18 protein-coding genes are annotated in these 22,089 nt (G+C 47.1%); 13 read left to right on the top strand and 5 right to left on the bottom strand.

What is annotated here, in order from left to right; all coding sequences use genetic code 11:
* The first annotated feature begins 115 nt into the window (after positions 1-115).
* Positions 116-2,326: a sensor histidine kinase gene (locus tag HQN88_RS20945; protein ID WP_173116154.1), complete on the top strand. Its 2,211-nt coding sequence runs from the start codon at positions 116-118 to the stop codon at positions 2,324-2,326.
* Positions 2,323-3,024 (top strand): response regulator transcription factor, encoded by a 702-nt coding sequence (locus HQN88_RS20940; protein ID WP_173116152.1) that lies wholly within the window; start codon positions 2,323-2,325, stop codon positions 3,022-3,024. The genes HQN88_RS20945 and HQN88_RS20940 overlap by 4 nt, the downstream gene beginning before the upstream one ends.
* Before the next feature lie 442 nt (positions 3,025-3,466).
* Here the strand turns inward: HQN88_RS20940 and HQN88_RS20935 are convergent, their stop codons facing one another.
* Positions 3,467-4,003: a LamG domain-containing protein gene (locus HQN88_RS20935; protein ID WP_173116150.1), complete on the bottom strand. Its 537-nt coding sequence runs from the start codon at positions 4,001-4,003 to the stop codon at positions 3,467-3,469.
* Complete coding sequence (locus HQN88_RS20930; protein ID WP_173116147.1) at positions 3,942-4,397, bottom strand: hypothetical protein; 456 nt, start codon at positions 4,395-4,397, stop codon at positions 3,942-3,944. The genes HQN88_RS20935 and HQN88_RS20930 overlap by 62 nt, the downstream gene beginning before the upstream one ends.
* 287 nt (positions 4,398-4,684) lie before the next feature.
* Here HQN88_RS20930 and HQN88_RS20925 point away from each other — a divergent pair, with 287 nt between their 5' ends.
* The 3 genes from HQN88_RS20925 to HQN88_RS20915 all read left to right on the top strand — a co-directional run bounded on the left by HQN88_RS20925 (position 4,685) and on the right by HQN88_RS20915 (position 6,367).
* Positions 4,685-5,143, top strand: a complete 459-nt coding sequence (locus HQN88_RS20925; protein ID WP_173116145.1) for a MarR family winged helix-turn-helix transcriptional regulator — start codon at positions 4,685-4,687, stop codon at positions 5,141-5,143.
* 191 nt (positions 5,144-5,334) lie between these two features.
* On the top strand, positions 5,335-6,072 hold the full coding sequence (locus tag HQN88_RS20920) for an NADPH-dependent oxidoreductase (RefSeq protein ID WP_173116143.1): 738 nt from the start codon (positions 5,335-5,337) through the stop codon (positions 6,070-6,072).
* 13 nt (positions 6,073-6,085) lie between these two features.
* Complete coding sequence (locus HQN88_RS20915; RefSeq protein WP_173116142.1) at positions 6,086-6,367, top strand: putative quinol monooxygenase; 282 nt, start codon at positions 6,086-6,088, stop codon at positions 6,365-6,367.
* 95 nt (positions 6,368-6,462) lie between these two features.
* Here HQN88_RS20915 and HQN88_RS20910 read toward each other — a convergent pair whose 3' ends face one another.
* Positions 6,463-7,641, bottom strand: coding sequence for a hypothetical protein (locus HQN88_RS20910; RefSeq protein WP_216855774.1), 1,179 nt, complete (start codon positions 7,639-7,641; stop codon positions 6,463-6,465).
* Positions 7,642-7,782: 141 nt separating this feature from the next.
* Complete coding sequence (locus HQN88_RS20905; RefSeq protein ID WP_173116140.1) at positions 7,783-9,264, bottom strand: S-layer homology domain-containing protein; 1,482 nt, start codon at positions 9,262-9,264, stop codon at positions 7,783-7,785.
* Positions 9,265-9,471: 207 nt separating this feature from the next.
* On the opposite strand from HQN88_RS20905, the gene HQN88_RS20900 reads away from it, so the two are divergent.
* A complete protein-coding gene (locus HQN88_RS20900) occupies positions 9,472-10,326 on the top strand; it encodes an AraC family transcriptional regulator (RefSeq protein ID WP_173116138.1) in 855 nt (284 codons plus the stop codon).
* A gap of 84 nt (positions 10,327-10,410) precedes the next feature.
* A complete protein-coding gene (locus HQN88_RS20895) occupies positions 10,411-11,808 on the top strand; it encodes an ADP-ribosylglycohydrolase family protein (RefSeq protein ID WP_173116136.1) in 1,398 nt (465 codons plus the stop codon).
* A gap of 57 nt (positions 11,809-11,865) precedes the next feature.
* Here the strand turns inward: HQN88_RS20895 and HQN88_RS37370 are convergent, their stop codons facing one another.
* On the bottom strand, positions 11,866-12,441 hold the full coding sequence (locus HQN88_RS37370) for a hypothetical protein (protein WP_216855773.1): 576 nt from the start codon (positions 12,439-12,441) through the stop codon (positions 11,866-11,868).
* 497 nt (positions 12,442-12,938) lie between these two features.
* Between HQN88_RS37370 and HQN88_RS20885 the strand changes: the two genes are divergently transcribed.
* The 6 genes from HQN88_RS20885 to HQN88_RS20860 all read left to right on the top strand — a co-directional run bounded on the left by HQN88_RS20885 (position 12,939) and on the right by HQN88_RS20860 (position 22,067).
* Positions 12,939-16,061 carry a fibronectin type III domain-containing protein gene (locus HQN88_RS20885; protein ID WP_173116135.1) on the top strand — a complete coding sequence of 1,041 codons (3,123 nt, stop codon included), beginning with the start codon at positions 12,939-12,941 and terminating at the stop codon, positions 16,059-16,061.
* Positions 16,062-16,221: 160 nt separating this feature from the next.
* Positions 16,222-17,352 carry an amidohydrolase family protein gene (locus tag HQN88_RS20880; protein ID WP_173116133.1) on the top strand — a complete coding sequence of 377 codons (1,131 nt, stop codon included), beginning with the start codon at positions 16,222-16,224 and terminating at the stop codon, positions 17,350-17,352.
* Complete coding sequence (locus HQN88_RS20875) at positions 17,349-17,732, top strand: Rieske (2Fe-2S) protein (protein WP_173116131.1); 384 nt, start codon at positions 17,349-17,351, stop codon at positions 17,730-17,732. The genes HQN88_RS20880 and HQN88_RS20875 overlap by 4 nt, the downstream gene beginning before the upstream one ends.
* A gap of 132 nt (positions 17,733-17,864) precedes the next feature.
* Entirely contained in the window at positions 17,865-18,728 is an 864-nt protein-coding gene (locus HQN88_RS20870) for an AraC family transcriptional regulator (protein ID WP_173116129.1), read from the top strand.
* 5 nt (positions 18,729-18,733) lie between these two features.
* Complete coding sequence (locus tag HQN88_RS38460; RefSeq protein ID WP_173116127.1) at positions 18,734-20,488, top strand: sensor histidine kinase; 1,755 nt, start codon at positions 18,734-18,736, stop codon at positions 20,486-20,488.
* Positions 20,469-22,067, top strand: a complete 1,599-nt coding sequence (locus HQN88_RS20860; RefSeq protein WP_173116125.1) for a response regulator transcription factor — start codon at positions 20,469-20,471, stop codon at positions 22,065-22,067. Before HQN88_RS38460 ends, HQN88_RS20860 begins: the two co-directional genes overlap by 20 nt.
* Positions 22,068-22,089: the final 22 nt, after the last annotated feature.

The following is a 22,089-nucleotide window of genomic DNA, read 5'->3' as shown; positions in this document are numbered from 1 at the left end:
AACATGAAAGTTAGATTTCATTTTCATTACAAATTTGACAGTGGTAAAATAAGTTGGAAAGCCAAGCATAAGCTTGAGCTGGAGAGCGGGGTATTTCCTATTGAAGCATTATTCCATGAGGTCACATTTAACGATCACATTTGCTCTAATGGCCTTGATTCCGATCCTGATTCTAGGCGGCTTCCAAGTTTCGCAAATTAAGCATATCACACAGGAAACGAACCAAAACCAGCGCCAAACGACGTATCGCCTTGGAGACGCGGTTGAAGCTTACATGTCCTATCATCGCAATGCCGTTGAAACCTTGGCAGCTACGATTTCGGCATCGGATGCGGCTTTTCGAAATCGGGAGAGCCTGACTTTGAAGCTGCAGTCCTTGCAAGAGAATCTGGCGGGATTCACAGGCATTTACGTAATCGATGATAAAGGAATGATCAAAGCCACACACCAGATGTCAACGAATCTGATTGGTGCGGATGTTAACGCTCGTGACTACACGGCTCGTGTGAAGACTGGGCAGAAAGCCATTATATCTTCATTATTTAAAGGTCCTGAGAGCTTGAACCAACCGGCAATAGCGATTGCTGTACCGATCTATAAAGGCAACAAGCAAGTAGATGGGTTCGTGTTGGCTGTACTTGAACTAGCGCCAATCAAGACGCTCGTCACGAAATATGATTATGGGACAGAGACATATCCTGTCGTTTTGGATCATGCTGGCAAGCCCATTTACCATCCGAATGCGGCGCTAACGGAATCCATGGCGGATTTATCGAAAGAGCCTGTCGTTGCAGACGCCAAAATGTTAAAACAAGGCGAGGGCACCTACACATTAAGCACCTCGTCACATAGAGAACTTATTACCTATAAGCTGATCCCAGACTTGAATCTCATCGTATGGGTAAGCAGATCGACTGCCGCTGTCAACGCAGCATTCACGGAATCTTTACGGATCACGTTGCTGTTGGTCGTATTCACGCTCATTTTAACCCTACTGCTAGGCAGTTTATTGGCCAAAAGATTAAACGGCACGATTCATGCTTTAGTCGGCTATACACAGCGACTAGCTGGAGGCTCGTTCGCCCAGCCTGACCAGAAAGCGGTTCCGCGCGGAGCGCCCGCAGAGCTGCATCAGCTTGCCGAGCATTTTTTCCGCATGGCCGCGCAGATCAAGGAAAACCAACGTGCCTTGCTGCAGTTGAATAGCGAGCTTGAGCATCGCGTGGAGGAGCGAACCCAGCGATTGCAGGACGAGCACGCGACGTTGAATGCTGTTTTAGAAAGCATGTCTGATGCGATTGTCCTGATTGATGTGCAGCATAACGTGCTGTATGCCAATCATCAGATGGCGGAAAGCTTCGCGATTCCAATGGGCGAATTATCCAATATGCCAGAGGCTGATTTATTTGAGCGAATTGCTGAGCTATTGCCTGAGGATCAGGACGAGCTCCAGTTGCGTAAGTTGACGGCGGAGCCTAGGGTACAAAGCGCCTTAACAGTGAAAACAGTGCAAGGCAAGCCACGCTTTATGATGGTATCCGCGTTTCAGGTTGCGCGGGAGGGGCGGGTATTTGGCCGCGGTTATGTGTGGCGTGACAGAACGAAGGAGCATGAAATCGACGCGTTGAAGAACGATCTCATTTCCCTGGCATCGCATGAATTCAAAACCCCCATTACGAGTATTCGCGGTGGGGTGGAAACCTTACTGCGCAGGGACGCGCACTGGGATGAGGACTTTAAGTTGGAGCTGCTTGAGGGCATCCATGAGGACATAGGCCGTATCCAAGATCTCATTGATGAGTGGCTGGATATATCCAAAATCGAATCAGGTGCGATGGGGATTCATCCACAACCGTTGAAGTTAGCCGCTGTAATCGAAAGTGCTAGACATCGACTGCCTGAAGATATCAGCGCGGATCGGTTGCAGTTCGAGGTTGAGCTGCCTGCGGATATTCCGCTTGTCTTTGCAGATAAGCTCCGTATGGAGCAGGTATTCTTGAACTTGTTCATCAACGCGGTTCGATATAACGAGCGGGAACCGATCATTAAGGTGACCACGCACGCGGATGAAACGTATGTCTACGTTCACGTGCAGGATAATGGGATCGGCATTGCAGAGGAACATTTGACTAAATTATTCGATCGCTTCTATCGCGTGGACGTATCGTCCAGTCGTCAAACTGGGGGCACAGGGCTTGGGTTGGCAATTTGCAAAGGAATTATGGAAGCCCATGGCGGAACCATTCAGGTTGAAAGCCAGCTGGGTGAGGGAAGCCGATTCCTACTTACGATTCCGCGGTTTAATGGGGGAGATGAGCTGGCATGAGCGCAAAGAAAATCATGATTGTCGACGATGAGCCCAAAATCATTCGTTTTATAGCGGCGAATTTGAAGTCTTTAGGTTTTGAAACGGTGGCCTGTCAAAGCGGGGCTGAGGCGTTGGAGAAGGCGGAGTCTGTCGATCCGGATTTGATTTTGCTGGATCTAATGATGCCAGGGATGGATGGCTTCGAAGTATTGCGCAGACTGCGTACCTATTCTAGTGTGCCTGTCATTATGCTAACCGCAAGGAGCAATGGCGCGGATAAAGTACAGGGGTTGAATCTCGGGGCAGATGATTATTTGACCAAGCCCTTCTCGTTGGACGAGCTGTTTGCCAGAGTCAATGCCGTGCTTCGTCGTTTGGATGGACGCATGCCAGCGCCATCTACGGTAAGTGAATTGACCGTTGGACCTGTTAACGTCAATTTAGCTCAGCGCCGAATACGACTAGGCACAGCGGAAGTGAAATTTACGGAGACAGAGTACAATCTGTTCGTTCTACTCTTGCAGCATGAAGGCAAAGTCATGACGCATGAGCAGTTGTTGAGCGAGATCTGGGGAAGCGAGTACCGCGATGAGGTCGAGTATTTGCGTGTTACCATCGCGCGAATTCGGCAGAAGCTGAAGGCCCACGCCGAAGGGCAGGAGCTAATTGTGACCTACCCTGGCGTTGGTTATATGGCGAAGGGGGATTGTAGCTGATTTGAGTTTGGTTTGTGGCTTGCGAACGTAAGGTGACTGCCGATTCTTGTTTAGATGTATAAACTACAGCTAATTTGCTCGAATCTGACGTATTTTCGGGATTAGATGGAAAAAATACATTTAATAGGTATGTCTTATGAAGAATCGAGCAAATCGAAGGAATATAACTACTGGAAATACAGTTAATCTTTCAAATTCGAGAAATCCGTTTCAAAAAGATGGAGAAAATCCAGTTAGATAGCAGGAGGCAGGTTTATTAACTCATCCGTTATTAAAAAAAGAGGCTGTTTCAAAAGTGAACTGCACCCCAAATGTTAGACACAACTAACAATTGAGGTGCAGTTCAAAGTCTGAACGGACGTTGGACAGCCTTTTCCACTTTAGCTACTCAGCAGTTTCTTAACTCGACGGCAGGCAATCGTAATAGCGTTTCTTCAAAAAATTATCTTGCTTCTACAAATAGATTATCGACCTCGAAACTGGCTGTGTAAGCGCGAACGCCGACCTTGCCTGCGGGAAGGGGAGCATTGTCAGTAGCGCTCAATTTCTCTTCGCCATTCAAGTAACCCTTCAATTGATTACCAATCATTTGAAGCTCCATTCGATACCATTGGTTAATATTAATCGTAAGCGGATAGGACGCTAGATCTGTCACGACACCGTTCTGTTTTTTGCTGATCGCCAGTTTGCCAGCCACTTTATCAAGGCGCAGCATGTAGAAGTTGTTGCTGTCGGTATAGCGACCCATGAGGCTGGCGTAGCCTGTGTTAGTGAGCAGCTTGATGTTGCCTGAGACAAAGGCGTTGGCATACAAGGCACTGCTTGCGAATCCACGCGCTTCAGCGGTGATGGAGGTATTCTTCAGGACTTTCGTTCCATCTGTCACTACAGACCAAGTGCCTGTATCCAACGTCCATCTATCTAGCATTGCCAGATTCCAAATCGTCACTGTACATAATACGGGTAGCCATGAAGTCATCGACGCTGATCCCCTGATCTTCGCTTCGAATACCTGCGGAGCCAAGTGTAAACTCATCGTCACTTATAGAGAGTCGTTCCACGCCATTCAGATATCCTTTCAATGTGGAGCCATATAAATAAAATTTCAACTTGTAATCGGTTCCAGAAACAATCGTTTCAGGGGAGTAGGCAAGAACAGTGGTCGTCGTCGTGCCGACTTTCACAAGTTCAATTCGATTATTGGTTGCATTCAGTCTTAAATAGTAGTAATTCGTAGGAGCAGCACCGACAACGTCAACATATCGCGCGACGAGACCGGAATTGCCTGTCGTGCCGTTGAACTTGATCGTTCCTTGCACAGAGCTGTCTGCCCAACTGTAGTTGGAGGAGGGGGCATCGTTGTACACTGCCATGGAAACACCGGTAGTTGTCGTCGTATTTAGACGTTTACTGCCATCCGTTATAACGTTCCAGTCACCGTATTTTAAATTCCAGTTCGTAATGGTTCCGCTTTCAAAATTGTCAGTTCGAACTGGATTATGAACTTGAGGTGAGACAGGCGTTGTGACCGGTGACGTTCCAGTTCATCTAATGACGGAGAGGCAGCTTTTTGGTTCGCTTCGCCGGTTCCCGGCGGAGGCTGCCCATATTAGTTGTAATTATCAACTATTGTATGTTATACTTCATTCAGGTGATGACAATGACTACTAATTCTCCTTATATTAACGTAAGGGAAACCTTCCAGCGGCTTGTGAGAGTGTTTGGACTATTACAGAAAGACGGCGCCCATGACTGCGGCATCTCAGTCATCCAGAGCCATATTCTATACGAGTTAGGCAAGCGACCGAACTTATCGCTTAATGATCTTGCCGGGCTGCTTGTTACGGATACAAGCTCACTTAGCAGACAAGTTCAGCAACTCGTTGAGCTAGATTTGGTCAATAGACTACCCGATCCCAATGATCGGCGTTATGTCGTATTGTCGTTGACCTCGGATGGCGAGATGAAACAGCTGCACATCGCAGAATCCATGGACGTATACTTGCGCAATGTATTCGCGGGTATTCCGGAAGAGAAGCATGAACAAGTATTTGAAACGCTTAGTCTCATGAATACGGCATTGGGCAGTACTCCGTTTACGAAAGAACCTTCTTCCTAGAAGCTCCTAGAAAGAAGGTGGCCTTTTGCGTAATAGTTGCAAATATCAATTATATATTAGTGTCATTAATTGCCTATGTCAGATATCAGAGGTATTAAATACCTCGAGAACGTCCCAGCGGATAAGAATGAGTGTAACATATACGCCCTAAATTCAACTGAACAAAATTATGACTAAAGGGGTTAATTTAAATGAATGATGTCTATCATACGCTCATCAACCATCGCTCTATCCGAAACTATACCGAACAACCGGTAAGCGATCAGGATTTGAGGATGATTATAGAATCAGTACAAGCAGCAGCTTCGTCCATTAATGGACAGCAAGTCACCGTAATCAGCATTCGAAATCCGAAAACGAAATCGAAAATTGCAGAGCTTGCCGGCAATCAGTCTTGGATCGAGCAAGCTCCCGTTTTTTTACTATTTTGTGCGGATTTTTATCGAGCTAAAATTGCCGCGGAGCTTAACGGCGAGCAATTAGTCGTTACGGATGGTGCAGAGTCCATTATCGTAGGGTCCACAGATGTAGGTCTGGCGATGGGTAACGCGATAGCTACGGCTGAATCGTTAGGGCTTGGAATCGTACCGATAGGAGGAGTGAGAAGACAGCCTCTAGAGCTCATCGAGCTGCTAGGTCTGCCTGAGTATGTGTTCCCAGTCAGCGGTCTCGTGGTTGGTCACCCTGTTGATACCTCGGATAAGAAGCATCGTCTTCCGCAAGCGGCTGTTTGGCACGAAGAAACGTATAATACCGAACTTAAGGGCTTAATTAAACAATATGACGATGAAGTTTCTGTCTATATGGAGAAACGTACGAATGGAAAAGAAACGAGGAACTGGTCACAAACCGTGTCATCCATATACAACCGGATCTATTATCCGCGAGTAAGAGATATGCTTGAGAAGCAGGGATTTGATTTCAAATAGGAGGAAGATAACCATGATTATTTTACAAGTACAAATGACAGTGAAAGTGGAGGAGCGCGAGACCTTCCTGAATAAGGCTAATTTGCTGCTTACGGCTACGCAAGCCGAGGAGGGGAACATCAGCTACAACCTTTATGAGAATGTGTCTAGACCTGGTAGTTTTGCTATGCTTGAGGAGTGGCGGGATGAGCAAGCGATCGATCGTCATAATAAATCGGAGCATTTCACCGAGTTCTTGGCGTATGCGCGCAATGTTCTTGCGGAGCCGGCTAACATGTATCGTTTAAATCAATAATTGAAGGATGTTCCTATAAAAAAAGCTATCCGTAAATGCGGATAGCTTTTTGTGAGGAATTGGTGTGCCGCAAAGGGGGCAAATATCAGCTGATGCTAGTTATTCGTCATAAGCTGTACATCCAGCGGGTAGTCAGGCAGCTCGAATTCGCGTGTCGTTCCTGCTGACAGGTCGACTACCGTCATGCCATTCCAGCCGGTATCAGCATAAGTGACGCCTCCCGTCAGATAGGCATAATGCCCATCGGCACTGCTGGCGACCATTTGATGCATGCGACTTAACGGAAGAATCTTCTCTGTATAGGTATTCACATCAAGTACAGTCAAATTAGGCTTACCCGTCGCACTGCCTGCCGAGCCGATGCCAACGATCAGCAGTTGCTTGCCGTCGGGGGTAAGCGTAACTCCCTCTTGATGGGTGTTCCCCGTCAAGGGTTCCGTTGTGTAGCTTCCGTTCTTCGGGTCAAGTACCACAAGGCCGCGGCCTTGGTAAGGCAGAAGTAGGCGGCCATCTGCACGGACGGCGGCGTAGTGCGGCTTCTCGAAGCCGCCTTTACCGAAAGGAGCAGCCTCTAATGTGCGACCTTTGAGGGTAAAAGGATCGACAGCCGTCACCGTGTAGCCGTCGTGGTCGATACTGTAGACTTCGCGGCCGTCGAGGCTGCTTACAACATCAAAAGGTCGAACGCCAACAGGAACTCGGCCCGTCATTGCGAGCTTTTCGGTATCCAGGATTTCAAGTTGGCTCTTACCTCCATCGAGATACACACCGACATAGACGAATTTACCGTCTGGCGACACGGCGATTCCCATACCGCCCGAACGGTATTCACCAAAGCGTGGTTTACCCACATCAGCTTGATAAGGGATAAGAGCAAGCCGTGTACGGAGCTTCGTATCGATGACGGCAACCCCTTCGGCTGTCGATACATAAGCGCGATGATTCGGACCCTCTGCGATGGCAAAAGGGGCCTTACCTACGACTAGTTTCTCCATCCGACCAGAAGCGGGATCGAGGAACGACATGTAGTTACTTTTTGAATGCGTCACCATGAGGGTTGTAGTCGTACCCGATGAAGGCGAAGGGCTCGCAGTCGCAGGTAAGGAACTTGGCGTGGGCGTTTGTGTTGCAGCAGTTGGAGATGGTGTTGATGTCTTCGTGGGAGTGATGGTGCCCACTGCGCTCGGCTGTTGGCTGCTACAGCCAATCAAGACAAGAAACAGCGCAAGCGGTGTTAAACGTGCGAATAGGGAACTATTTTTCATAAACATCATAGGGGTCACCTCGGAAATTTAGAGTGAAATAAACTAAGGAAAGAGTACCTGTGGATAAGTTTAGCAAACAAAGGTAAGGAAGAGAACCTGAGTACAGGTCGTCTTCCTTATCTTTTCGTTATTCGATTGTATGATCGCTGCTTACTTTTTCAAATTTAAAGTGACGCCTGTTGCTGTAGCCCATGCACCCACTGGCGCAACTGTGTACGTTGTATCTGGAACCAACTGAGCATTATTGAGAAGCGTGAACGTGCCAACGGCACCTTTGCGTGTCGTCAAGCTGTATTCAGCCGTTAGAACTGTACCATCGGCAGCTGTTAGGGTTACGCGGCGTGAAACGAAGATTTCATCTTTCGGATCTTGCGTTAGTGTAACTGCAATCGTCTTCGTATCTACTGCTGCTACAGATTGAAGCTCTAGCGGAGCGATTTCTTTGGCCGTAAAAGTAGGGTTCTTCAAAGTCGCCCAGTCTGCGGAAACGGTGTAAGTCACACCAGGTTTGAAGGTTTCTCCGTTAGGCAAAATGAACTTAGGCGCTTGGCGACCATCGGTTGCTTGCGTGAATGGCAAGTAATTAGCTGTCATTGTTGCACCGCCATCAGGGGTGATTTGAACTTGGCGATTCCGCATGGAAGATAGGATTTGGTAAGTCGTGCCATTGTATCGGTTATTTTCGTCAACGATAAATGAACCCGGACGGCCTTTGCTGTACGCCGCGATGACATAACCATAATCCGCAACACCATCAGTTAGATGGGATTCAACTTCAAATAGATCATTGGCGACCTGAGCTGTGGAATCCAAACGGATTTTCTCTGTGTTGGCTGTGAATGTTACAGCAGGTTGACCTTTATAAGACAGTGAGTACGTTGTGCCTGCTTTCTGTGTTGGAACTGGAACAATGTACGTGGATACAGCGCCTGTTTTTAAGCGCGGCACGTTATTGATGGCAAGTCCATTGTCGAAAACAAAGTTTTTGGACGCTGGCTCCAGCTCTAATTCTGCCGTCGGAATCGGTGCTGAGAAGGTCACCTGTAGGGAAATACCATTCAAAACCTCCAACTTCGTCACACGAACAGGAGCTACTTTCTGAGCTTCGACGAGAAGCAAGGCAGCTTGACCGCGTGTTACTTGGCTGCTGAGTGATGCGTAGCTTGGCAACTGACGAATCGTTGCACCGTCAACTTGAAGCACCGTCGCAATGATGCTGCTCAACTGCTCGGCAGAGATCGTTTGCGCCCCGGCGAATTGTTGGCCCGACACACTAGTCATAGCGCCTAGTGCCTGTAGGGAAATAGCGTAATTATAGTACCAATCCTTGGATGTCACATCTTGAAAAGGACTAGCTGTCGCTGCATCCACTGCCGTGTTTACGTGGAAGGAGAGGGCTACCATTTTGGCAATCTCACTGCGTGTGACCGCTTGATCAGGTTTGAACGTATTGTTCTCGTAACCGGACAGCACCTGCTGCGCAGCTAATTGCTCAATTGCAGTCTGGATTCCTGTAACATTTGCGGAATCCGTGAATGGATTTGCTGCTAAGGCATGGTAAGGAAGAATGGCGGATAGTCCGACAGTTGCTGAAATCGTAAGAGCGGCTAGAACTTTTTTATTATTTTTCATCGAGAAACACTCCTCAAGTGGATTGGATTTGTTTGTTGCGCTGTTGTCTACAGGACTAAGCTTACGCCTTCGCGCATAACAATCGCATAAAAATGAGGGGCGAGACATTACAATTTCGTAAAAATGTGACGTTCATTTTATGTACCACAACATTTTTGCTGATGGTAAAATAGAACTAACTTAATTTCGAAGGTGGATTGAAACCCATTGAAGCAGAAGATAGAGTATGACAATCTCATTCCAATTAATGCGTATTCGTGGTGTCCAAAACCGTATCCACAACCTCTTCATTTTCATTCTAGCTTGGAAATTGGCTATTGCCTGGGAGGGCGAGGGCAATTTATTTTTGAAAATAAGCTTTACGAAGTTCGCAAAGGCGATGTCTTTATTGTTAATAATACGGAGCTTCATATTGCTCAATCCGCGCAGCATGATCCAAGCCGATATATTTTTTTGAATTTTGATCCGAGCCTCTTCCTTGAAGAGGATGAAAAATTATTGCTGCCATTTGCCTATCGGTCAGAGAGATTTGAGAATCATATTGGGGCTGGAACTTCGCTTGCGGGGCAAATCGGCGTCCTTATTCAACAGATTTATGAGGAGCTTAACGCGAAAGCGGAGGGTTATCTCACGATTTCGCGTTGCAAATTGCTAGAGTTGGGTGTTATTTTGCTTCGGCATTACAGGAGTGCCTTCAGCAATGAGCAATGGAAGCATATGTCCAATTCGCAGCGCGAGATTAAAGAAGTGATGCTTTTTGTGAAGGAACGGTATCAAGAACCCCTTCAACTTACGGATGTTGCTGAGCATCTAGGTTGGAGCACTGCGCGGACAAGCCGCCTTTTTAAGGAGCATACAGGCATCAGCTTTATCGCTTATATGACACAGCTGCGGATTAGCGAAGCTAAGAAACAGCTTGTCACGAGCCAAGCTAGTATCGCAGACATTAGCTTTTCCAGTGGGTTTCAGAGCTTGGCCTCCTTCTATCGAGCCTTTAGCTTGGATGCCGGACTATCCCCTCAGGAATATCGTAAACAATTTGGCGTGAAGCAGTTATTTTGAGAAGTGTGAAAGAAATTGAGAAGATTCGTTAAAGCCAAATTCGTATAATCAGCTTAAAATCTAATCAATAAAGGTGGTTAAACAATGGCTGGCTGGGAGAAATTAAAGGATATTGTGCGTTTAGAAATTGTACAAAGGGGAGAAGAGGGCTGCGATGTCAGCGGATTTCTGGACAAGTGGGCCGCGGCGGAAGATGATGATGCGAAGCTAATGGCCGTGTACCAGCAGTTGATGGCGCTTGAAATTCGTGCAGACTTCCCTTATCAGGAGCCTTCCGACTTGGCTGGCATTCGTGCGACACGGCCTGAAGGGCCTAGGCAATTACCGGCTGACAAATCCGAAGCTGCATGGCGCAATCAATTCCAGGGTGCGTGGCTCGGCCGGAGTATCGGGTGTGCATTAGGTAAACCGTTTGAGAATGGTCAATTTATGTATGGCAGTGGTGGAAGAGACGGCTGGAAGAATATAGAGCTATGGTTCAAGGGCGCGGATGCTTGGCCAATTAGCGGATATACCCCGGGGACTTCACGAGCGTCAGTCGAGTATGATTTGAAAGTGAATGACTGGTGCCAGAAAAGCTGGAAAGAAAACATTCAGTTTATGGAAACCGACGATGATATCCGTTATACCGTGTTAGGTTTGATTCTTCTAGAGGAAAAAGGATTGAATTTCGATAGTTGGGATATTGGTAAGCTATGGCATAAATACCTTAGCTATCAGCAAGTATGTACAGCAGAAACGCAATCTTATTTGAATTTCGCCCAAGTAACCTCTCACATGCAAGGTGAAAAAACAGCGGACTGGGCACAGAAGAGTGACTGGGTACGAACATGGTTAAATCCGTATCGGGAGTGGATTGGCGCTCAAATCAGAGCCGATGGCTTTGCTTACGGTGCCGCGGGTAACCCAGAGCTTGCAGCTGAATTAGCATGGCGGGATGCCTCCTTTTCCCATGTGAAGAACGGTATTTACGGGGAAATGTTCGTGGCTGCCATGATTGCAGCGGCGTTTAACGAAACTGATAATGAACGCATTGTGGAAATTGGACTTAGCGAAATTCCTAGCAATAGCCGATTGGCTCAAGATATTCGGCAAGCTGTGGACATTGCACGCAGTGCGGTTGATCAATTAGATTTAGTCGAGCGGATTTGGAATGCGTTCGAGCACTATCATTGTGTTCATACGAACAATAACGCAGCGTTGGTTGCTGCGTCGCTGATCTTTGCTAAGGACGATTTTGAGTTAGCTGTTACGACATCGGTTCTAGGTGGTTGGGACACTGACTGCAACGGCGCTACCGTTGGATCGATTATGGGTGCGAAGCTAGGGGCTGACAAGCTTCCGGCCTCGTGGGTCGAGCCGCTTAACGATAAGTTATATGCCGAGGTGACAGGATTCCATCCGATCGCGATTTCGGAATGTGCGAATCGCAGTTATGAGGTATTTAAGAAGATTTCAGCTGAGTATGCCGCTGGAAAATAGCTTTACGAATGTAAAGACTGGCCACGCGGCCGGTCTTTTTTGTGGTTTTCAGCGTGGTTATGGACCAACACCAACACCAAGACCCGAACCAGCACCAGCACCAGCACCAACATCAACACCAACATCAAGACCAACACCAACACCAACACCAACACTAACACCAGCACCAGCACCAGCACCAGCACCAACCCCAACACCAGCACCCGAACCAGCACCAACACCAGCACTAACACCAGCACCAGCCCCAACACCAGCACCCGAACCAGCACCAACACCAACACCAACACCAACACCAACACCAACACCAACACCAACACCAACATCGACCCCAACCCCAACCCCAACCCCAACGCCAACACCAACACCAACACCAACACCAACACCAACACCAACACCAACACCAGCAGCAGCAGCACTAGCCCCAGCCCCAGCCCCAGCACCAACCCCAACCCCAACCCCAACCCCAACCCCAACCCCAACCCCAACCCCAACCCCAACCCCAACCCCAACCCCAACCCCAACCCCAACCCCAACCCCAACCCCGGCATCGACATTAACCGACATGGCACCAAGCCAAAGGAAATAACTGGATTTTATGCAGCTAATTAAAGCGAAATCCCGCCATTTTGACAATTAACTGGATTTTCTCCCGTTATTTCAGGCCAAATTCGTCAAACGGGACACTTTGAGCCAAATTAGCTGTAGGAAATCCAGTTAATCTCTCCACAAGCTCATTTTAGCCTGAAATAGATGTAGAAAATCCAGTTATTCCGCAAACTCTGACTCAGCATCCAACTTGGGACGCATAGGAAATCTCGCTGACTCAACATGCAACTTGGGACGCATAAGAAATCCAGCTAACCCAGCTACTTCCGCCCCAGAGGGACGTGTAGACGTACGTTTTGCACCGCCAACGGCCCACAGCCTACAAAATCACAAAACCGTAAGACAAACGATCATTGTTGGTTCCATGGGAAATCCCTTATATTAGGCTGGCACAGTGTTTTACATCCAGCATTTCACGACATACATGGGGAGTGATGTGGAAACCACGAAGGCAGCCCTATTTTAAAAAGCGCTTTCATTATGGTTTTAACGGAAGTATCAAACGAAAGTAGGAGGAATGAAAGATGAGAAAAAAGATCATACCAAAGCTTGCAGGACTCATGATTACAGCCGTACTACTGCCACTTGTTGGAACTTTAGGCCATGCTCCAGCAGTTAGCGCAGCAACGATTGTGGCAGACAGTAATTGGCGGCCCCTGGATACCACGATGGCGGTTGTCCCTGGCAGTGCCATGGATTTGTCTATTCTGAATCATACACCAGCGGGTTCTAAGGGGTCGGTGAAAATCGATGTGTACGGCGATTATTTTTTTGAGAATGAGCCTGGTACGAAAGTGAAATTCTATGGCGGGAACTTGAACGGTAGTTACGGGACAGACCCAACTAAGGATGAAATGGTCATCATGGCCGACCGAATTGCTGCGATGGGCTACAATGTGGTGCGGTACTCGTCCATCGATCAAAACTATGACTGGGCTAAAGGGCTCATGCAGCCACTCACGTCCACAACGGTAACGTTGAATCCAACCAAGATGGATAATTTTGATTATTTTAATGCGTTGCTAAAGGCACGCGGCATTTATATCGATCTGGATATCTTAGCATTTGCAAATTTCAAAAATGTACCTAGCATAGGTGAAAGTGTATATGGTTCAACTGCATCCAAATACTTGGCCACGCTTCTGCCGGATGGGCAAGCCATTTGGCAATCTTTTGCCTATCAATTGTTTAATCATGTGAATCCGTATACAACAGTTGCCTTGAAGGATGAGCCTCAAATCATGGGCGTGTCCCCGATGAACGAAGTCATTCTTTACAATGCGAATTATTCGAACCCGAATTTTAACGCCTGGGTGATGAATGACTTTAACACGTTCTTGGTTGGCAAAGGCCGTCCGACTGTTACAACGTTCCCGGATACTTTCTGGGGCGCGCCTTCGGGCATGAAGAACGATCTGGCCGAGTACTTTACAGAGAAGCAATTTGCTACTTATGGTGCCATGAAGTCCTATCTCAAGGACACCATTGGGGTTCAAGCACCAATCGGCGGTATTAACTACATCAATGACTCCTTAGCAAATTACTGGCGGACGCAAGCAGATGTTCATGAAACACATCTGTATAATGGCCTTGTTGATGGCAGAAAAGACTCCTTCACCTACAAGCCGCTAACACATCCGCGCTACAGCATGATCTTTGATCCAGCATCCAGTGCAAATTATGTGCCGCAGTATGGTTCGTTTATTTTCAAAAATTATATTCCCGGTCTTGCGCTAGGACAGCTGTATAACAAGCCTTTTGCCTTAACCGAATTCAATCACGAGTTTCCGAACAAGGGACGGGACGATGTTGGCTTGATGACGGCTGCTGCTGGTGCGTACCAAGGTTGGGATATGCTGAACCGTTTTCATTACGTAAGCCGTGTTAGTGAAGCCATAAATCCATCGCGACAGGGCGGAGAGACTTCATTTGACTCCCTGACGGATGCGATTGCTACGATGTCGGAATACCAAGGTACGCTTGTGTTCCGGCAAGCTCATCTCACGCCGGCGGATACTAAATTTGTTATTGTGAGAGACAAAACGTATGTCAGTACCCATTCTTCTGCTACGGAAAATGAATCTCCTGAGCAGAATCGCATGTACATCCCGCATCTGTTCAAGACGGTAACCGTCTATGCCGATAAGCCGGGAGAGCCTTATGCGATCTATAAAATTACGCCGGACCTCACAGATGCGCAGATTGCAAGCGGTGATATTCCTGCAGCCAACAAGATTACGGTTACGAACAGTATGACAATGAAGCAAGTCGCAGAGACGTTCATCAACGCAATTGATGATACCGCCCTCAAAACAAGTATGCTTGCCAATTTGAATGCCAACAAGTTGGTTTCTGACACGGGAGAGCTGCTTTTTGACCTTAATTTAAATACTTACTTCATTAACACGCCTTACGTGGCAGCTGCTGCAGGAACGATGAACAACAACAGCTATGAGCTTGGCCCGATCACCATGGAGGCGAATTTGCCGAAAGCAACCTTATCCGTAGCTTCCCTAGACGATCAGCCGCTGGATGAAAGCGACAGAATGTTGATCATTTATACGACAGATGCCGCGGGAACGGGAGAGCGTGAAGAGACGGTTGGCAGTGTGACCTATTTCTATCGTGGAACTTTACCGACGCTGGCGAAGTACGGCACAGGGGAAGTGAAGCTGCAGACAACCAAAACACCGAGCGCATACAAAGCCTATAAACTTACAATGAATGGTGTACGATTGCAGGAAATTCCGATCAGTGTAGTTGGCGATACAATTACGGTTCCGCTTGAAACCGACAAAGGATATGGCTTCGAGTTGGTGTATGAGCCGCTCATTGGCACCGATGTGACCGCTCCAACACCGCCAGCTAATGTGACGGCTGTCTCTCCATTCTCAACGAAGGTGAGTGTCGCTTGGGACAGATCGACAGATAATGCTGGCGTTTCCGGGTACAAAGTGTACCGGAATGGCACTGAAATTGCGACATTGAACGGGAATGTGAACACGTATTCAGATACGGCTGTGTCGGCACTAACTACATACAACTATGCAGTGAAAGCATTTGACCCATCTGGGAACTATTCGGCTGCGAGCAGTACGGCATCGGTGACTACTTCGGATATCATTTTTTATGAAGGTTTTGAGAATGGTACCAGCGCTTGGACGAAACATTACGGCCTCTTCAACATCGTATCAGACGGAGGGTCGCAAGTTTATTATGCGGACAATTTAGGCTATGGAGGGTCCAAAGCCTCAGCAGGAGATACATCATGGCAAAATTATAGCGTCGAGGCAAAAGTAAAAGCGAATAGCTGGAGCAGTATATACGGACGTATGGGGCTGATTGCCAGATTGGTTGATAGCAAAAACTTTTATTACATGTATTATGATGATCACGCCCATACGCTTACGCTTAGAAAGCTTGTCAACGACTCGGATAGCACGCTTGGCACTGTGGCGCTTACGCTAAGTACGGGTGTTCAGCATCAGTTCAAGCTTGAAGTGAACGGGAATTTGTTTAAGGCCTATGTCAATGGAACGCTCAAGATCAGTGTAACTGACAGTACGTTTTCACAAGGGAAAATTGGTGTGTACACCCATATTGCGCAGGCCTACTTTGATGATATTTACGTTAGAGCAATTCCATAACCGATACGATACACCTTACAAAATCGCAAAAAATACAAGACACGACAGCATTGTTGTTTCGACACCAGAAACGTAACATTAGAGTCAAGAAGCCAGGATGGTTGGCGGCTATGACCTCACATCCTGCTATCTAATGTAAACTGTTGGAGGGGCACAAGAGATGCAGACTTCGAATTCCGAAACAAAGTTACAATCAGACCAGCGTCCGAAGCTGAAACGTTCCATTATTGATTGCGACATTCATCAAGGCACGAGTTTGGATGCCATTAAGCCCTATTTGCCGCGAGCGTATCAAGAGCTCATTAAGCAATATGGACCAGCTTTGCCAGGCGGTATGCATTTTAATGGGGGCGTTGGCGGTCGAATGGCTGACGCTTATCCCGAAGGCGGCGGCTCTGCCGGCAGTGATCTAGCCTTGATGCAGAGGCAGCATTTGAACCGCTACAATGTCGAGTATGGCATTCTGACGGGGGAAGGCTATGCCATTCATGCCAATCCGAACTATGATTATGCAGCTGCCTATTGCCGGGCAATTAACGAGTACACCATTGACCATTGGCTTGCGCGAGATAGCAGGCTGAGAGGCTCTGTATTTATTGCGAAGCAGGCACCACAGCTTGCTGCACAAGAGATTGACCGCGTTGGGGGCAGGTCTGACATGGTTCAGGTCGTTGTCTCCAGCGGAGCTACGATTCCTTACGGCAGTCGGCACTATGATCCGATCTATGAGGCTTGCGTTCGTCATAATCTCCCCTTCACCATCCATGTTGGATTAGAAGGAGAGGGGATTAACGGCCCGCACACGGGAGCCGGATACGTGACGCATTACATTGAGCAGCGTTGTGCTCGTCCTGCGGTCATGGGTGCGCATTTGGCCAGCTTCATCTTCGACGGGGTATTCGAGCGTTTTCCTACGCTGAAGGTTGTGCTGCAAGAGGCAGGCGTACTCTGGTTAGCTCCATTCCTATGGAAGCTTGACCAAGAATGGAAAGGACTTCGCGTACAAACCCCATGGGTTCGTAAGAAGCCAAGCGAATATTTCCGTGAGCACGTCCGCGTAACGACGCAGCCATTTGAGGAGACGCCGAACCGAGAGGTCCTCGATCATTTGTTAGAGAGCATCTATGCTAAAGAAACATTGATGTTCTGCAGTGATTACCCGCATTGGGATTACGATTCACCGAGCCAAGCGCTGCCCAAGTTCGAGTCTGAGCTATGGGATAACATCTACTACCAGAATGCAGCGAAGCTTTATGGTCTGCCTCCACGCCAAACGGAGGAGATCAAATGAAGCGAGGAACACAGCATCAAGTGGGAACAGTAGGGGAAATTCCACCAGGCCAGCATAAGATTGTGGAGGTTGGAGGGCGCAGTGTTGGTGTATATAATATTGGCGGTGCCTTTCATGCCCTGCGCAATATTTGTCCTCATCAAGGAGCAGAGCTATGCAAAGGGCTGGTGACGGCCTATGTGACTTCAGGAGGCCCAGGTGATTTTCACTTTGACAGAGAAGGTGAAATCGTACGTTGCCCTTGGCATCAGTGGGAATTTGATATTGCTACAGGCTGCATGATCACGGATGCGGCCATGCGCACCAAAACATATGAGGTCACGGTAGAGAAATTCGGTGTCTCGATTGAGAACGACCTCATCTTCATTCATATGTCCTAAAGTAAAAACCTCTCTCAATTGGGCCAAGAAGCCAATGCCCAAAGGAGAGGTTTTTATTTCGCATTACGTCATGTTCATTCCTCTTCACCATTTGCTACAATAGAAGTGATAACGGATAGGAGGGTGATCGGCATGCAGGAAACCGCAAAGGAATTTTATGAATCACAGATGTTCATCCCTGACGAATTCGCCAAAAAAGGCGGCATCTGGCCCCTTCGCCTTGGTCGAAATATCGCAAAGCCTAACTACCATTCAGGTCTACGAATTCTGGAGTACTACAATTTGCATTTTATTACGGAGGGGAAGGTCGAGTTCACCTTCGACAAAGAGCCCATTATTTTATCGAAGGGCGATGTGTTTGCGATGTTGCCGGGGAGTACGTACCGTTATCAACTAGCTCCGAATGAGAGCGCTCTCCAGATGACCTGGATCTCTATGGACGGGCCGCACGTGCCAGAACTATTTGCTGCCGCTGGCTTCAGCAAGGCCGCTCCTTACCTGTTCGGAGTCATGTCCAAGGAGCTTGAATCTACGCTTCGCCAGTTGTTCCTTCCCCGCAACTACGACATGAAAGGGCATAATGAGCTGTGCTCCATCCTATACCGCACTTTTGGGCTTATGATTCCATCGGATCCCTCCGACAACAGTCAGACCGGCAAAGAAAACTGGATTCCTAAAAGCGTTGCTTTTATGGACACGTATTATATGGAGCACATTACAGTTCGAGATGTTGCCGATTACTTATCACTTCATCGTACTTATTTCTCCAAGATGTTTACAGAGGAGATGGGGGTAACACCCCTCCAGTATTTGCATCGATTGCGAATGGAAAAGGCAGCCGAGCTGCTATCCTCGCATTTTATGATTAGTGAGGTTTCCTTGCTGCTTGGTTATTCCGATGCTTATGCCTTCACACATGCTTTCAGCAAATATTACGGCAGCCCTCCAGGAAGTTGGAGAGCTGCACAAAGAAGCAATGGCATAGGGAGGAAGTAAGCACCGTGAAAAGTACAAAGGGTTCAATTTCCTTACAACTCAAGCTTACGTTAACTTTTTTGCTGATTCTCATTCCGCTTGTCAGTGTCAGTATGTTTGCGAATAATTATTCGCAAGGGATTATGAATGTGCAAATTAGTGACCGGACGAAGGGCGCACTCCTAACCTCACTTGCCTATATGGAACAAATCGCTAACAATATGGATCAACAGACGCTCCTAATTAGCTCTAATTCGAGCATTGTAAGTATTTTCAGAGACATCGCAGATCCGCTTGCTCCTCATAATTTGTACGATATTCATATGGTGCAGCAGCAGTTGGGTTCGCTTACCAATATCAATGGTGCCATTCAAGAGGCTTATATTGTTCATGGGGCTAGCGGCAATGGCGTTTCGACGGAACTGGGTGCGATGAGATGGCCGAAGGTAAAAGAAGAAGCCTGGTTTAGGCAAGTGGTCAATGGGATTGGGACTTTGGTTATCTATATTCCGCACTCAAATCCTAGCGTGGAACAGAATCTCTATTTGAAAGACTCCAATATTTATTATATTAGATTGCTTGATGTGTTAAGAGATTCGCCAGAGCCGAACATCTTAATATTTGCTGTCAACAAATCGTCGCTCCAAACGATTATTCAACATCTCCAAACGACCGAGCGGATGAACATCTCCTTATTTTATAACAACAGACTGATCTTGGAGACGAATGCTGCTGCAAAACAAGCGGATGCTTCCGACATGTTCATGATGAAAGAAACAAGCGGCTCTTGGTCCATTCAATTAGAGCAGCCAAAGACCGAAATTTTTAAGCTGTCCCATCGCCTGCAATTGTTTACCTACCTCATTATTCTAATTAGCATCCTACTTGCCGTGTGGACGGCTTGGCTGATGTATATTCAAATTCTGAAACCTTTGCGTCAATTATCAGGCGCTTTCAAATTCATTGGCAAGGGAGATCTGAACTATCAAATCAGGCATGATCGAAGAGATGAATTCGGACTCGTAATGAACGGGTTCAATCAGATGGCAGAGTCTCAGAGAATTATGATCGAGGAGGATTATGAGAAGGAGCTGCGCTTAGCCAAGTCAGAATTCAGCTTGCTGCAATCGCAAATTAATCCGCATTTTCTTTATAATACGCTCGATTCTATCTATTCGGTTGCCGTCAAATACAAAATGAAAGAAATCAGCGAAATGGTCTTGAATTTGGCCAAATTTTTCAGAGTTAGTTTGGGAAAAGGACGGAATCATTTTACGCTAGAGGAAACGATGCAGCATCTGCTGTATTACATTCGTGTTCAACAGATGCGAACTGCACACTTTTCAGTTGAGATTGATCTAGAAAAAGGCTCTGAGGCCATCCCTGTACTTAAACTGCTGCTGCAGCCCATTGTAGAAAACGCGATTATTCATGGACTTGAGAAATGCCCGTTTGAAGGCGAACTGCGAATTCGCTCCAGGGTTCAACAACATCTTTTATTTATTGATGTAGAAGATACAGGCATGGGAATGCCAGACGTCGTGCTGAAGCAAATTCAACTGGAGCTAAGTATTCTTACAAGTAAGCTTTACCGAGTGCCGCAAGAAAGCCCATCGAGTCAGTTTTTTGGGATGAAAAATGTGAAATCAAGAATGAAGTTATATTATGGAGAAGAAGCGGACGTCCTGATTGAAAGTGAAGAGGGACTCGGAACAAAGGTCACCTTAATCATTCCAATACGAGTGGGGGAGGAAGAAGATCATGAAGCTGCTCGTCGTTGAAGATGAATTCCAGGTCAGAGAGCGAATTGCCTATGGGATTCCGTGGGAAGACTATGATATTGAAATTGCCGGTGCTGTGGGAAACGGCAGGGAAGCCATCGTGGCTGTAGAAAAGGACTTCATTGATATCGTTATTACAGATATTCATATGCCCGATATGAGTGGTCTTGAGCTTGCAAAGGTGCTGAAGATTGAATACCCTCATGTGAAGGTCATTATCTTAACAGGCTTTGATCATTTTGAATATGCACGTGATAGCATCGATTATGGTGTTGTTAAATATCTGGTAAAGCCCGCAGAGAATGAGGTTGTGCTGGAAACTGTGTTAAGAGCCAAGCAGCTTCGTGAACAGGAATTGAATGACATTCATAACATAGCGCTTCTGAAGCAGAGATGGAAAGAGCATCTGCCGCATCTTAAACAATCTTTTTATAAAAATTGGTTAAACGGGCGTTTGTCTACTTGGGAATTAGAGAAACGCAGTCAAGAGATCGGCTTCTCTCTAGCAGGCAACATCTATTTACCTGTCGCGCTCGATATGGATCCGATTGCCGAAACCGATGTCCGTTTCCAGTCAGGGGAGCGGCCGTTAATTCAGTATTCTCTCTTTAATATCACCCGGGATGTCGTGGAGGATATGGACGGTATCGTTCTACATGATGATGACGGTTTGACGGCAATTATCTTCTTTGCCCCATCAAATACAGAGGTGTCAGGATTTCAACTCAAAGTCAATCAACAGTTAGGCAGACTGCTTAGCACGGTTAAATCCTGTTTGAAGCTGACAGCCAGCGCCGGCATTGGAACTTGTGTGGAAGATCAGGCTTTGCTGCCTATAGCGTATAAGCAGAGTAGAACGGCACTGCAGGAACGCATCGTGCTGGGCAATGAAACCGTTATTCCATATCGAAACGATGCGCCTTCGAAGACAGTATGGTTGAATATGAATGATCTGGAGAAGGACATTGAAATAGCTGTGGAAACGGGTAATGAAAGCAAGAGGTCAGAGCTCATCAGCACGATAATGGACGTCGGTTTCTCGCCGAGCCATCCCATTGCCGATGCAAAAGAGATGCTTCTTCGCATCACGGCATTACTGACGCGAATTGTTAATTCTCACGGGTGGAGTTTACGCGAAACGCTTGCCGAGGATTACACAGATTTTATGAACTTTAATCAGTTGCTGGCTAAGGAGCAACTCGTGGAGTGGCTGAATCGGATGATGGCGCGAATTAGTCGATCGATTAGCGAGCGCCGAAAGTCGAGTACACATATTACGGTGAGTGAAATTTTGGCTTTCGTAGATCGCCATTTATATGAGGAAGAGCTAAGTTTATATTTTGTCGCTGAGAAGATGTATATGAATTATGCCTATGCAAGCCGGATCTTTAAGGAGGTGACCGGTAGCTCTTTCTCGGATAGCGTGCTCAAACTGCGGATGGAAAAGGCTAAGGAGCTGCTGGCAGCGGGGAGCAAAGTGTATGAAGTAGCCGAACGAGTCGGATATAAGAATGGCAATTACTTCTCACGGAGCTTTCAGAAGTATTGGGGAATCAAGCCGAGTGAAATGAACAAGTGATAAGCTATTTGATGAAAAAAGA

It is taken from the genome of Paenibacillus qinlingensis, from assembly GCF_013204845.1.
GTDB classification, from domain to species: Bacteria; Bacillota; Bacilli; order Paenibacillales; family NBRC-103111; genus Paenibacillus_E; species Paenibacillus_E qinlingensis.
Note: the sequence above shows the minus strand (reverse complement) of the source record. Positions and strands in the feature narration are given on the sequence as shown.